Source organism: Pandoraea commovens (assembly GCF_024704525.1).
GTDB classification, from domain to species: domain Bacteria; phylum Pseudomonadota; class Gammaproteobacteria; order Burkholderiales; family Burkholderiaceae; genus Pandoraea; species Pandoraea commovens.
On record NZ_CP102780.1, the window covers coordinates 3786284 to 3800090 of the forward strand.

Below are 13807 nucleotides of genomic sequence, written 5' to 3' on the forward strand. Positions count from 1 at the left end.
CAGGGAAAGAAAACTGCCGGGAAATCATCTGTCGCGGGACACCTCCGTCCCGCGTTCGCCCGACAGGATACCTCGTCGCACCTGAACACCCCAACGCTGACGCCCCGTGAGGAAGTGCCCCCACCCCATCGCCGCGCCCGTGTGACGCATCAACTGGAACGTGAACGGCTCCAGCACGGCGGCAACGAACGCCAGCCCAAGGCTCGTGCCGGTGCGGTGGCCGGTCCAGCGGCGATACGCATGCACCGACCACAGATGAAAGCCGAGATCGATGACGATCTTGCCCAGTATGATCCCGGAGACTGGCAGCACCACGCCGTAGTGGCCTTCGCAGACGAACGTCACCAGCAACGCAAAGGCCGTCAGCCCGTAGATCGGCTGAAGCGTATCGAACGCTTTGACCGGCAACATCCAGCGACCGAGGTTGCCGTAGCGGCCGTTGCCGACCATATCGCGATACCAGTACTGCGTCTGGAGGAAGCCCGCGAACCAGCGACGGCGTTGACGCAAGAAGCTCGTCAGCGTGCCCGGCGCATCGGTGATCGCCTGCGCGCCGCCGACGACGCGCACTTCCCAGTCGAGCGAATGCGTGACCGAATAGCGACGCAGACGGTGAATCAGCTCGTAGTCTTCGACCAGACACGCGGGGTCGAAGCCGCCCACGGCCAGCACCGCCTCGCGACGGAAGCACGCGAACGCGCCCGAGATCAGCAACAGCCCGTCGGCGCGCATCCACGCAAAGCGAGAGATGAAGTTGCGGATGTACTCGTACGTCTGGAAGAACTGCAAGACACGTGCGCTCATGGTGTCGCCACACACCGGTGTCAGCACGCCGGTGGCGGCGACCAGACGGGGACGACGAGCGAAAGCATCATGCATGGCGGCGCACGCACCGGCATCGAGCAACGTGTCGGCGTCGACCGTCATCACGATGTCGGTCTGCATACCGACGAGGGCCGCATTGAGCGCCTTCGCCTTGCCGCCGTGCGGCACGCGCAACCATCGCAGGTTCGGATAGCGGGTGCTCGGTGCGCTCAGGCTCCCGACGCCCGGGTCCACCAGGCCATACTCGCCGGTGAGCAAGGCGACGGAGCCGTCGTGCGAACCGTCGTCGGCGATGACGATGGCGTCGGGCACGTGACGACCGGCCATCAGCGCACGCAGTGTCACCGGCAACGCCGCCGCTTCGTTATGTGCCGCAACCACCACGCCGAGCGTGAGACGGTTCGATGCGGCGTCGGCAGTGCCACCCCACGTCTCGTCCGGATCGGGACGCATCAGACGCCACGCCTGCCAGAAGACGAACGCCAGCAGCAAGGTGTCGTAGACGACATACGCCACGCCCGTGCCCCACGCGAAAACGCCCTTGAGGAAGAACGCCTGTGCGAAGAGCAGGCACCACAGCACGGCCACGCCGGTGTGCACGAGCCAACTGGCGAGCGGTGTCGGCGGCAAGGTGAAGCGCGGCGAATGCTGCTCGCGCGATGCTTCGAGCTGCGCTACGCCCGTCTGGATATCGGGGTTCATGTGCGGGTTGACGTCCGAGTTCATCTCGCTACTCATCCCGACACTCACGGCAGCATCCGGCCGATGACCGGGTGACGGTCGATCCACTGATGCTTGAGCGCACCGCCGATGTGCAACGCCAGCAGCGCGTAGAGAGCATAAGCGCAATAGGTATGGACATTGCCCAGCACCTCGTGCCAGTAGTCCTTGCTCGCGTCGCCCATCGCCATCAGAAAGCCCATGCGCGGAAACGGCACGACGCCGAACAGCACCAGCGGATGCGTCGACGCCGCCACCCATGCCGAGTCGTGCGCCCAGCCCGAGAGCGGCATCGCGAAAATCAGCACATACAACAGCCAGTGCACCAGATGCGCCGCGGCGCGTTCCCACGACGCGAAGACATGCGAGAGTGCGGGCGGACGGTGCGTCACGCGCCACAGAATCCGAAGGATCGCGAGACCCAGCACCGTGATGCCGACGGACTTATGCAGATCGATCCAGAAACGCACGTCGATCTTCTCCAGCGTGGCGTCCGGCAGCAAGGCAATCGTCTGACCGATGGCGACGTTGCCGAGCATCAGCAACGCCACCGCCCAGTGCAGCAGCATGGCGACGCGCGTGTACTTGGGGTCTTCATACAGGGCGACGCGAGGCTTGTTGGCCGACGTGGATGGCATGGATCGCGGCGAAGGGGGCAGAGAATTCACGTTTGACGTCCTGAAAATGCACTGAAAGATGATTGCATAACGCTAGTTGAAGCGCGCTTATTCCCGCATTGCCGCAAAAAAGTTGTTACCGGACATTACCTCGGCTTTTGACGGCCTGCATGCCACGCATTCAGCGAAAACCGTCTGACGGTCGACATTTGCATTTCGTGTGCCATCACTTGTCTTGCGAGGCCGTCATAAAACCGCGATGATCGGGCATTCCGTGCGCAGCGAGCGATCTACTGCGCCGCCCTCAGGAGACAATCCCATGCCACGCAGCACCGCCGAAAAACGCGCCGCGTTTCGCGAACTTCACCTTGCCGGGTGCTTTGTGATCCCGAACCCTTGGGACGCGGGCAGCGCACGGTATCTCGAACACGCTGGATTCCAGGCCGTTGCGTCGACCAGTTCCGGCTTCGCGTGGTCCACCGCGCGCCCCGACAACGGCGTGACTCGCGAGCTCGTGCTGGCGCATCTGCGCACGCTGGTCGAGGCGACCGATCTACCGGTGAATGCCGACTTCGAAAGCGGCTTCGGCGAAACGCCGGACGACGTGGCGCAAAGCGTCAAGCTGGCAGTGGCGACGGGCGTGGCCGGTCTGTCCATCGAAGACACCACGGGCGACGCAAACGAACCGCTCTTCCCGCTCGACGAAGCGGTCGCACGCATGAAGGCGGCGCGTCGCGCCATCGACGAAACCGGCGGCGATACCTTGCTCGTCGGTCGTGCAGAGAATTTCTTCGCAGGCGTACCCGATCTGGACGACGCCATCCGGCGACTGCAAGCCTATGCCGAAGCGGGGGCCGATTGTCTGTATGCGCCAGGTATCCAGTCCGAAGCGCAGATTCGCGCCGTGGTGGCCGCTGTCGCGCCCAAACCCGTCAACGTGCTGATCGGTGCGACGTCGCCTTTCACGTTGCAGGCGCTGGCGAGCCTCGGCGTACGGCGCGTGAGCGTGGGCGGCGCGCTCGCCCGTGCCGCGTGGGGCGGTTTCATGCACGCGGCGCAGGCACTGGCGGAAGGCCGCTTCGATGGCTTCGACGGTGCGGCCAGCGGTGCAACGCTCAATGGCCTGTTTCGTCAGGGCGAATGAGCAGGATAAAGGGTGCGATGGCGCGGCAGGTCGATATCCAGTGACTTTTCGTCGATAGACGTTGCCGCGCGCGCCCGGGGACAATGCTCCGTCAGCCGATGCCCCGCCACGCGACGCCGCTCACGGCGCGCCGACGACAGCGGGCACGGCGTCCCCCATCGACGGAGCGCCCATGAATTCCCCGCACGATAGCTTTGCCGCTTTTACGATCCCCACACCTCTGGGCGCACCGCTGCCCAAGCCGCGCGTGTTCGACAACGTCGAAGACGAACGCGCCGACCGGAAGCTGCGGCTGGCGGTCGCGTTCCGCATCTTCGCGCGCTTCGGGCTTGCCGAAGGCATCGCCGGGCACATCACCGTGCGCGACCCCGAGTTCCACGACCGCTTCTGGGTCAATCGCTACGCCCAGCACTTTTCGTCGATTCATCCGGACGACCTGATTCTGGTCGACGAGGCCGGTGGCCTGCATCACGGCGAAGGCCCGGTGAATGCCGCTGCGATGGCGATCCACGCTGGTATTCATGCCACGCTGCCCCATGTGACGGCCGCTGCTCACACGCACACCACGCACGGGCGCGCCTTCTCTGCGCGCACGCGCGAACTCGCGCCCATCAATCAGGAAGCGTGCCTCTTCTACGACGACCACGTGCTGTTTCGCGGCGACGTGTTGGTCCTCGGTGCCGAGGAAGGGCGCCGCATCGCGCAGTCGATGGGCCACAAGCGCGCGGCGGTACTGCTCAATCATGGCTTGCTGACGGTCGGCTCGTCGGTGGACGCCGCCGCCTATCGCTTTCTCGCGATGGAGCGTTGCGCACAGGTGCAATTGCTCGCGGAAGCGGCCGGTCCGCTGGAAGTCCTCTCCGACGCCGAAGCCCGCGAGGTCTTCCGTCTGCTCGGTTCGGACTACGTCGCATGGCTCGGGTATCAGGGCCTCTACGAGCAGGTGTTGCGCGAACATCCGGAACTGACGTCGGCACGTTGAAGACGACGGCCTACCTACGCTCGGCGAGATACCGGTCGACGGCGTTGCGCAGCCACGCATCGAACTGACGCAGCGGTGCCCAGTCGCGACGCTGCGCAGGATAGGAGAAGTAAATGGTCTGCGGGTTGGCGAGTGTGTGCGCGTGCGCTTGCACCAGCGCGCCGCTCGCCAGTTCGCGCTCGATCAGCACGCGCGGCAGCAAGGCCACGCCCAGACCGGCCACCGCCGCGTTGATCGCCATCACGAACATGTCGTAGCGCTGCGCACTGCGCTGCGGCTTGATCTCGGCCGCGTTCGCACCCCCTTGCAGGCCTTGCGAGGCAAACCAGTCGTCCCACACGCGCGGTAGATCGCGTGGGCAAATCCACGAGTGCTCGGCAATCTGTTCCAGCGACAACGACGCCCTCCCCTCCAGCAAACGCGGCGCGGCCACCAGCATGAGCGAGTCGTCGGTGACGAGCGCCGTACCGGGCATGCCGGGCCACAGGCGCGTGCTGAAGTAGATCGCGGCATCGAACGCAGAGTCGTCGAAGAAGACGGGCTGATCGCGCCCGAGAATATGCAGACGGACATCGCGCGTGTTGGCGTAGAAGTCATCCAGTCGCGGAATAAGCCACTGTGCGGCAAACGTCACCCCGACGGCGATTTCCAGTTCGGTCTCACGCCCCTGCTGCACGACGTCCAGCGTATCGCGACGAATCTGATCGAGATGCACGCGAATGCGCTTGGCATATTCGGCCCCGGCAGGCGTGAGCACGAGCCGTTGCTTCACGCGCTCGAACAGCGCCACACCCAGATGCTTCTCCAACTCCCCCACCCGCTTGCAGACGGCACCGTGCGTGAGCGCAAGCTCTTGCGCTGCGGTGGCGAAGTTCTGATGACGGGCGCTGGCCTCGAAGGCCTGCAACGCCGAGAGGCTGGGAACGCCCAGACGCATGACGACTCCTGCGGGAAAACGATGTTGCCCGACAGTCTATGCGAAGCGTCGCGCGCAAACAAAGCGGCCCGTCGAGCCGAGGCATCGACGGGCCACTTGCCCTTCGTCAACAGTCACTGTACCGACAGCATTTATTCCACGTGTGCCACACCGCCCGCGAGGACTGCGCCGCCGGGCACCTCCTTGGGCAACGCCCACGACATCCAGTGCGTGCGCAGCGCAACGACCAGCACGAACGCGAGCGCGGCCAGCGCACCGAAGGTGGCGAATCCCATCTGATAGCTACCCGTCGATTCCTTGGCCATGCCCATGATGACCGGCAGATAGAAACCGCCGATACCGCCAGCGGCGCCGATGATGCCGGACATGAGGCCCGTCTTGCCTTGCCAGCGTTGCGGCACGAGCTGGAACGTCGCGCCGTTGCCGAGACCGAAGCACAGGTAGACCAGCACCAGCAACGCAATGCCAGCCCCTTGCGGCGGCATCCATGCGGCAAACACGAAGTCGATGACGGAGATCGCCGCGAGCAACAGCACGAGCGCGCGCACGCCGGAAATACGGTCGGCCACCAGACCGCCGATAGGACGCACCAGTGCACCGAGGAACGCGAGCAGCGACATGAACAGCCCCGCTTCGAGACGCGGCATGCCGTAGAGCGAAATCAGCAGCGTCGTGACATAGGACGACATGCCCACGAAGCCACCGAAGGTGATGCTGTAGACGAGCATGATGACCCACGTGTCGCGCTCACCCAGCACACCGCGATAATGACGCGGCAGCACAGCGATGGCGAGCAACGCACCAAGCACAGGCAGCAACAGCACTCCGGCCTTGCCTTCACCGAAAGCACCCGCATGCACGCACAGCACGAGCGCCACCAGACCGAACACCGTAATGAAGAAGCTTGAGAACGCGCGCGGCGCACTGCCCGACTTCACGCCCTGATCCTTCGCCCAGAACACCAGCGCCAACGCCGCGAGCGCCAGCAGCGGGAGCGCTGCACCGGCCGCGTGCGCCCAGCCGTAATGCTCTGCTAGTCCGGGGAACATGAAACCGTCGAGCACGGCACCGATGTTGCCCGCCGCCGCAAGACCGAGCACGAGGCCTTGAACCTTCGGCGGATAGTTGCTGCCTGCCATCGGCAGCGCCACAGCGAAACTTGCACCGCCGACACCGAGGAACACGCCGAGCACGAGCAGCAGCGTGTACGACGGTGTGCCGGGCATCAGCAACAGCACGACCGACGGAATGGCCGAGAGCGTCAGCCCCATCAATGCGATCTTGCGACCGTCGCAGGCTTGATAGAGGTTGCCCAGCGTGACGCGCAGAATGGCCGCTCCCAGCACCGGCACCGCGACGAGGAAGCCGGTCTGCGCGGGCGTCATCGCAATGTCCTTGCCGATGAACGGGGCCAGCGGGCCGAGCATCACCCAGACGGTGAAACCGGTGTCGAAGTAGAGAAAACACGCAACCAGCGCGCGCCAGTTGCCACTTTTCAACGATTGCGTGAGCGTGCTCATGGATACCCTCGTGTTCGTGTGCCGAAAAAAAAGGCGTCCCGAAGCCGTGCGCCAATGAACGGACGCGTGGCTTCGGGACGCCGTTGCCCCGAAAACCCCGCGTTCGCGGGGCCCTGCATGCGGTGCAGAAAATTCGCTTGTCTTCCACTCAGCCGCCATTGGCCTTACGCAATCATTAGCAATTGGCGTGCCAAGTGGGTGTCATGTACGGATGAATTCGACGCGAAGGTCCGTGCGACGGGGTTTTCGGGGATATCGAGAGGGATGCCGATGGCGGTACAACGAGCGATGAGATGGAAAAGCCCGAGCACGGCGGATGACATCGCAACGGGCACAATGCCGCATCGCGATGCGGCGGCGCACCATTAGCGTGCGTGGGACCGGCTCGCGGCTTACTGGTAATCAGGACCGACGACCGGACAGTCGAATCGAAAGTCCGTCACCTTCCCGAAGAAGGGGTGAGTTCCGTCGGAAGACTCCAGCAAGAGTACGGCGCGGATAAAGCCGGGCCCCCGAGAAATCGGGACGGAAGGCACCACTAGCGCATAGAGTCGGCTAACGCCCCTCGCCGACGTCCACACATCGCGCTCGTAATACGAGTCATAGGACGGATCGTCCCACGCCCGAAGAATCCATCGCCTGTTCGCCGATGGCCGGGCGAACGTCGCCGTCAGGGAGCGCTTGACCATATCACGCTTGTCCTTAATGAGCGATGGTGTCAGTACATGCACAGACAAGGCGTCGATGCGCCCGTCGTGAAGCGAGATGCACACCGGCATCGCTGTGCTGAAAGCCTGGAAGCGCTCGAGGTCCAGCCGGTCGACAACCACCATCTCATTAAGCCCCATCGGCTTGCCGATCAGATCGTTAGTGCGGTGACGGAAACAAGGCGCGCCGTCCGGACCGAGATAGCTGAGTTGCAATGTGTCCTGAACGAACTTGCACTCAGGCACCGTGAGCGGATCGCCGAGCCGGTATCCAAGCAGTTCTGCACTGTCGCCGTCCAGATGCACCAGCGCTGGTGCAGGCGGCGGTGGGAGAATCTTCGGCTTCGGCAGCAGCCCCAATAGCCCAACGGGAACGGCAAGGCAAACCGCGACGATCGCCGCGACCTTGATGACCTCCATCAGCGCGGGTGGCACCACCCACCTCAGTAGCAATGCGGCGGCTGCGCCCACAATGCCGAACTTCGCAAGTGCGATGAGAGACCCCTGCGTGCTCATCTCGTCCCCGGACAGGACAAACAGCCCGACGATCAACGCGATACCAATGACTGCCGCGTAAAAGAGATAGTCACTCACGCCATTGTCCGCACGGCGTCGCCACCAGTCCGCCAGCGTTTCCCGCAACACGCTCATCCTGATCGACCTCGTTGTTATCAACCCACTTATCGGTCCATCTCCCTTGCCTGCGAATGCCCCGTCAGGCGACGCCTATCATGCGCCGCGCCCGAAGTACCGACAAGCGACCCGGCAGGGTCAATGCCGAGGACTTCCTCCAAGCGCGCGGTCGTTTCCGAATAGCCGGTGCACTACAGTTCAGGCACTATCCGGTCGTTAAGCCAATGAGGCGGGCTGCTTGCGCTGCGGCGGTCGGCAAGAACAACAACATTCCGGAAAATCTCGCGTGTCTCGCTTCTTCCTCTGTCTGACGCTGGTGGTACTCGGCCTCCTGCCGCTCTCCCCCGTCTTCGCTGCGCCTTCGGCCGCCTCTCCTACCCCCCCGGCAAGCAACCCGCTGCTCAATCAGCAAGGGATGATGCAGCGCGTCGACGACGCCTCTTACGCCAAGTACCGGGAGATCGTCGCCACGTTCGATGCTGCCGTCCGTGCGCAGCCGGGCGACGCAGCACTCGCGCTCGCACGCTGCCAGTTCATGCGTAACTACGCGTGGGCCGAAGATCTGCAATGGGCCGAGAAAGCGCAGTCGGACCTGACGGCCTGTCTGCAAAATCTGAAAGAAAAATTCGCCGACAACCCGGAAGTGTCGGTGTCGCTGATGGAGAACATCTACGGCAAAGACGCTGTGGCACAGGGCGAAGCGCTGCTGCCCAAATCCCAGCGCTGGCCAGCGGAATATCGCGCGCGTCTGCACGCTGCGCTCTCCAATGCGTATCAGGCCACGCAGGACAAACGCAACGCGGGTGTTCAGGCCGTGGAGGCCGCAGAACTGTCGCCCGACACCCCCGTGCTGCTCACCGCCGTGCGCCATCTCGCCACGACCGGCGAGAAGACGGAGGCACGGCGTCTGCTGATGGACGCCCCTGTGCCGAAGATCGCCTGGCAAGCGACCGGACGCATCAACACCGCGCTCGATGTACTGCCGGGCCCTACGGCGCGCGATGTGCTGTTGCGCATGCAAAAGGCCGGGCTGAAGATCGATCCTTACACCAGCGCTCGCGCCCTCCTTCAGGCCGGTGACGCCGCCAGCGCACAACGGGCGCTCTCCGAGATAAAGGTTGACGCACCGGAGTCGGCGCAGAACCGCGCGTTGCGACTCTCCGTCGCGCTCGCCGCGCGCGACGGGAAGGCCGCCGCCTCCGCGATCCAGTCGTCACTCGAACACGACAAGGGCAACCGCTGGCCACTGGCACAGTCGTATGCCGTGCTGATGAGCATCGACCCGGCCGCCGGGATGCGTTTCGCCTTCGCCGGGTTGATGATCACGCTGCTGACTGCCGGTCTGTGCATCGTGCTGTTTCCCGGTCTGCTGATGTTCCCGGTGCATTACGTGGGTGCGGTGCGCGCCCGCAAGGGGCGTCCGACGCCGCCGCTCTTCGAACGCATCGGCCTGCGGCACGCGTGGTATGGACTGGCCGCGCTGTGTTTCGCCACGTGGGTCATCCCCGCGTTCGTCGTGAGCCAGTCGACGCAGATGCACGCGGGCACGGCCCCCGTCATGGACACGCTGCTGCCCAAGCTCGCGCTGGCGCACTTCGTGACGCTCGGCATTGTGGTCCTGCTGCTGTCGCGCACGATGTGGCGGCTGGGCCGACGTCAGTGGACCGGCTACGGCGAGTGGAAAGCGCGCTGGTTCATCTGGCCCGCCGTACTGCTCCTGACGTCGACGCTCGCCGCGTGGTATCTGGCGCATCACACGTCGGTGCGCAGCGCCGAATCGCAGGCGTGGAACGAGTACGTCGTGAAAGGCGCGATGCAATTGGGCGGCACCGGTCTGGCGCTCCTGCTGGTCGCCGTCGTCGTGCCGCTCGTCGAGGAGTTCGTGTTTCGCGGATGTCTGCTCGGCGGCCTGACCCGGCACATGAGTTTCATCGCCGCCAACCTCTGGCAAGCGGTGATCTTCGCCTCCGTTCACTTCGACCCCAAACACTTCCCGTTCCTCGTGATGTTCGGCCTGACAACCGGCTGGCTCGCCAAAAAGACCAACGGTCTGGCCGTGCCGATCGCCATGCACATGCTCAACAACGCGATCTTTGTGCTGGTGGTGATGTCGCGCTGAGCAGGTAGCCTCGGCACAGCCCCGTACCGTGGCAATGCGGCGTGGGCGATAATCGTCGCACTCGCTTGAATTGCCGCTCGGCTGCGCCACGGACATCGCCCATGAACACGAAGCTCTTCCCGCATCTCGTTCTCTTTCACCCGCGACTGCTCGTCGCCATCGCCATCGGCTTGCTCGCCGGGCTGTTCGTGCAAGTGGTCGTGAGCGGCGAGTTCAGCACCGTCACCCGAATCCTGATCGGCTGGAACGCGGGCGCGTGGTCGTATCTCGCGATGATCTGGTTCATGATGGTCACCGCCCCGAAGCGCAGCATCGAACGCTTTGCCGAGCAGGAAGACCAGAGCGCTGCCCTCGTGCTCTCGGTAGTCAGCCTGTCGGCCATCGCGAGCGTGGCCGCCATCATTCATGTGCTGGCCAGCGCCAAGGCGGGCGGCTCGCATCACGCGTCGGAGCATGTACTGTTCGCCGCCGTCACGCTCATCGGCGGCTGGTTTCTCGTGCCGACGATCTACACGCTCCACTACGCCCGTCTGTACTTCACCGACACCGAAACGCCCTACGCCCTCGCCTGGCCCGACAAGGACTGCGATCCGGATTACTGGGACTTCCTGTATTTCTCGTTCACCATCGCGGTCGCGTCGCAGACTGCCGATATCGCCCTGAAGTCGCGACGTATGCGACGCGCCACCCTCGCGCAAGCCATCCTCTCGTTCTTCTTCAATCTGGCGGTCCTCGGCCTGTCGATCAACATCGGCGCCGGGCTGCTCAGCTGAACGTCTGCACGTGCCTCGCACGCACCTGCCGTTCGCGGCAGGTGCGTCACCCTGTGGCATGACGCCGCACCGCCTGCGGACATAAACACGTTTAAAAACATACAAATAGATCGTAGCGTCGACGGATCACATCCCGCGTCAATGCGCCACATGTGACGACTTGTCACGCATGCTGCGCCGCAGCAACGCCTAATATGCATGCAAACAAGCGGTGATATTTCGCCAATGTCACCATACAAGACAGGGTTTAATTGCATACATAGAGCGCAACATGACTGCCGTTCCGGATGCCATCGACCTCGCACGCCTGCAATTCGCGTTCACGGTCTCGTTTCACATCGTTTTCCCCGCCGTCTCCATCGGTCTGGCGAGCTTCATCGCCGTCCTTGAAGGGCTCTGGCTCAAGACCCGTCAGCAACACTATCTGGATCTGTGCCGCTTCTGGTCGAAGGCGTTTGCCGTGTGCTTCGGCATGGGCGTCGTCTCCGGTGTGGTGATGGCTTATCAGTTCGGCACGAACTGGTCGGGCTTCTCCAGTTTCGCCGGGGCGGTCACCGGGCCGTTGCTGACCTATGAGGTCATGACCGCGTTCTTCCTTGAGGCGGGCTTCCTCGGCATCATGCTGTTCGGCTGGAACCGCGTTAGTCCGCGCGCGCACTTCGCCGCCACGCTGTGCGTCGCCATCGGCACGCTGATCTCGACGTTCTGGATTCTCGCGTCGAACAGTTGGATGCAAACGCCTCAGGGCTACGAGATCGTCGATGGTCGTGTGGTCGTGTTGTCGTGGTGGGACGTGATCTTCAATCCGTCCTTCCCCTACCGTCTCGCGCACATGAGCATTGCCGCGTTCGTGGTCGCCGCGCTTGTCGTGGCGGGCACCGGCGCATGGCACTTACTGCGCGGACGCCGCGACCCTGCCGTCAAGACCATGTTCTCGATGGCGATGTGGCTGCTATTGATCTTCGCGCCCCTGCAAGCGTTCGTGGGCGATCTCCACGGCCTGAACACGCGTGAGCATCAGCCCGCCAAGCTCGCCGCCATGGAAGGTCTGTGGGAGACGAAGACGGGCGGCACGCCGCTCAACCTGTTCGGCTGGCCCGACATGGATTCGGAGACCACACGTTATGCGCTCGAAGTCCCGCATCTGGGCAGCCTGATCCTCACGCATAGCTGGGACGGCGAAGTGCGCGGTCTGAAGGAGTTTCCGAAAGACGAGCGTCCCAACGTGCCGCTGGTGTTCTGGAGCTTCCGCATCATGGTCGGTCTCGGTCTGGCGATGATCGGTGCAGCGCTCGCAGCGCTGTGGCTGCGCCGTCGCGGCACGTTGTTCGCTTCGCGCAACTTCGCCCGTGTGATGTTGCTGCTTTCGCCGACCGGCTTCATCGCCCTGCTCGCCGGGTGGGTGACAACCGAAGCCGGACGCCAGCCGTGGGTGGTCTACGGCGTGATGCGCACGGCGCACGCCATGTCGCCGGTGAGCGCGCAGCAGGTGCAGGTCTCGCTGTTAGTGCTGGTGCTCGCCTACTTCCTCGTGTTCGGCACCGGCGTCTACTACCTGCTCAAGATTCTGCGCGGCGGCCCGGTACTGCCGGGCCAATCGAACGACGACGCCCCCCAACCCAAGCGAGAACTCTCATGGATCTGACCTTAGCCTGGGCCGCTATCATCGCGCTCGGCCTGTTTCTTTACGTCGTGCTCGACGGCTTCGACCTCGGCATCGGCATTCTCTTTCCGTTCTTCCCCGATGCCCGTGAGCGCGACACGATGATGAACTCCGTCGCCCCGGTGTGGGACGGCAACGAAACGTGGCTCGTACTCGGCGGTGCCGGGCTGCTCGCTGCGTTTCCGATGGTCTATTCGGTGCTGCTCTCCGCGCTCTATCTGCCGCTCGTGCTCATGCTCGTGTGCCTGATCTTCCGTGGGGTCGCGTTCGAGATTCGCGGCAAGTCGCGTCGCACGCGCCAATGGTGGGATCTGGCGTTCATTGGCGGTTCGGCAGGTGCAACGTTCTTTCAGGGCGTAGCACTCGGCGCTTACCTGTCGGGGATTCCTGTCGAGAACGGCCAGTTCGCGGGCGACGCCTTCGCCTGGGTGACGGCCTTCAATCTCTTCACCGGTCTGGGCCTGCTCGTGACGTATGCGCTGCTCGGCGCGTGCTGGCTGATCGGCAAGACCGAGGGAGATCTGCAACGTCGTTTGCGCGTGGTCGCGTGGCCGCTGACGCTTGCGCTCGTCGCCACGATGGCGATCGTCTCCCTCTGGACGCCGCTGCGCCTGCCGCTCGTGGCCGAGCGCTGGTTCGACGGCGAATGGTTCTGGCGCTGCCTGCCGGTGCCGTTCGTGGTGGCCGGGGTGACGTTCGCAATGCGCCGTGTGTTGCAGCGCGCGCACGACGCCACGCCGTTCTGGCTCGCCATCGGTCTGGTGTTTCTCGGCTACAGCGGCCTGCTCATCAGCGCCTACCCGTACGCGATTCTTCCGGGCATCACGCTGTGGGACGCCGCAGCCCCCCGCTCCAGTCTGTCGTTCACGATGTGGGGCGCGGCCTTCATCATTCCTGTGATCCTCGGTTACACGATGCTGGCGTACTGGGTCTTTCGCGGCAAGGTGGCTCACGATGCGCACTATCACTGATCTGGTCAGGCCCGGTGTGCGCCGTCAGCGCGAAGCCACGGCGGCAACGCAGACGATGCTGCCGAACGTCCGCACGTCGTGGCAACAACGGCTGATCGGCTGGGGATGGTTTATTGCGTTATGGTGTGCGGGTGTGGCAGGCACCGCCCTCCTCGCACTCCCGTTCAAACTGATCATCGCCACGGCCAAATAGGAG

12 protein-coding genes are annotated in these 13807 nt (G+C 64.0%); 7 read left to right on the forward strand and 5 right to left on the reverse strand.

Annotation, left to right across the window (positions count from 1 at the left end; all coding sequences use genetic code 11):
- Window positions 1-24 precede the first annotated feature (24 nt).
- Complete coding sequence (locus tag NTU39_RS17175) at window positions 25-1551, reverse strand: glycosyltransferase family 2 protein (RefSeq protein ID WP_246184447.1); 1527 nt, start codon at window positions 1549-1551, stop codon at window positions 25-27.
- A 20-nt stretch (window positions 1552-1571) separates the two neighbouring features.
- A complete protein-coding gene (locus NTU39_RS17180; protein ID WP_257958130.1) occupies window positions 1572-2183 on the reverse strand; it encodes a cytochrome b in 612 nt (203 codons plus the stop codon).
- Window positions 2184-2481: 298 nt separating this feature from the next.
- Between NTU39_RS17180 and NTU39_RS17185 the strand changes: the two genes are divergently transcribed.
- The gene (locus NTU39_RS17185; RefSeq protein WP_150663268.1) at window positions 2482-3306 is read left to right on the forward strand and encodes an isocitrate lyase/PEP mutase family protein; all 825 of its coding nucleotides are present in this window, start codon (window positions 2482-2484) and stop codon (window positions 3304-3306) included.
- A 172-nt stretch (window positions 3307-3478) separates the two neighbouring features.
- Complete coding sequence (locus NTU39_RS17190; RefSeq protein WP_257958131.1) at window positions 3479-4288, forward strand: class II aldolase/adducin family protein; 810 nt, start codon at window positions 3479-3481, stop codon at window positions 4286-4288.
- A gap of 10 nt (window positions 4289-4298) precedes the next feature.
- On the opposite strand, the gene NTU39_RS17195 is transcribed toward NTU39_RS17190, so the two are convergent.
- From NTU39_RS17195 to NTU39_RS17205, 3 genes are all read right to left on the reverse strand, one after another.
- Entirely contained in the window at window positions 4299-5225 is a 927-nt protein-coding gene (locus tag NTU39_RS17195) for a LysR substrate-binding domain-containing protein (RefSeq protein ID WP_257958132.1), read from the reverse strand.
- A gap of 131 nt (window positions 5226-5356) precedes the next feature.
- The gene (locus tag NTU39_RS17200; RefSeq protein WP_150663271.1) at window positions 5357-6745 is read right to left on the reverse strand and encodes an MFS transporter; all 1389 of its coding nucleotides are present in this window, start codon (window positions 6743-6745) and stop codon (window positions 5357-5359) included.
- Window positions 6746-7137: 392 nt separating this feature from the next.
- The gene (locus tag NTU39_RS17205) at window positions 7138-8046 is read right to left on the reverse strand and encodes a hypothetical protein (RefSeq protein WP_257958133.1); all 909 of its coding nucleotides are present in this window, start codon (window positions 8044-8046) and stop codon (window positions 7138-7140) included.
- A 325-nt stretch (window positions 8047-8371) separates the two neighbouring features.
- Here NTU39_RS17205 and NTU39_RS17210 point away from each other — a divergent pair, with 325 nt between their 5' ends.
- The 5 genes from NTU39_RS17210 to NTU39_RS17230 all read left to right on the forward strand — a co-directional run bounded on the left by NTU39_RS17210 (window position 8372) and on the right by NTU39_RS17230 (window position 13804).
- Entirely contained in the window at window positions 8372-10204 is a 1833-nt protein-coding gene (locus NTU39_RS17210; protein WP_257958134.1) for a CPBP family glutamic-type intramembrane protease, read from the forward strand.
- 101 nt (window positions 10205-10305) lie between these two features.
- Entirely contained in the window at window positions 10306-10977 is a 672-nt protein-coding gene (locus NTU39_RS17215; protein WP_257958135.1) for a DUF1345 domain-containing protein, read from the forward strand.
- Window positions 10978-11248: 271 nt separating this feature from the next.
- On the forward strand, window positions 11249-12622 hold the full coding sequence (locus tag NTU39_RS17220; RefSeq protein ID WP_257958136.1) for a cytochrome ubiquinol oxidase subunit I: 1374 nt from the start codon (window positions 11249-11251) through the stop codon (window positions 12620-12622).
- Window positions 12613-13611 carry a cytochrome d ubiquinol oxidase subunit II gene (gene cydB, locus NTU39_RS17225; RefSeq protein ID WP_257958137.1) on the forward strand — a complete coding sequence of 333 codons (999 nt, stop codon included), beginning with the start codon at window positions 12613-12615 and terminating at the stop codon, window positions 13609-13611. The genes NTU39_RS17220 and cydB overlap by 10 nt, the downstream gene beginning before the upstream one ends.
- On the forward strand, window positions 13595-13804 hold the full coding sequence (locus NTU39_RS17230) for a hypothetical protein (protein ID WP_257958138.1): 210 nt from the start codon (window positions 13595-13597) through the stop codon (window positions 13802-13804). Before cydB ends, NTU39_RS17230 begins: the two co-directional genes overlap by 17 nt.
- The last annotated feature ends 3 nt before the right edge of the window (window positions 13805-13807 follow it).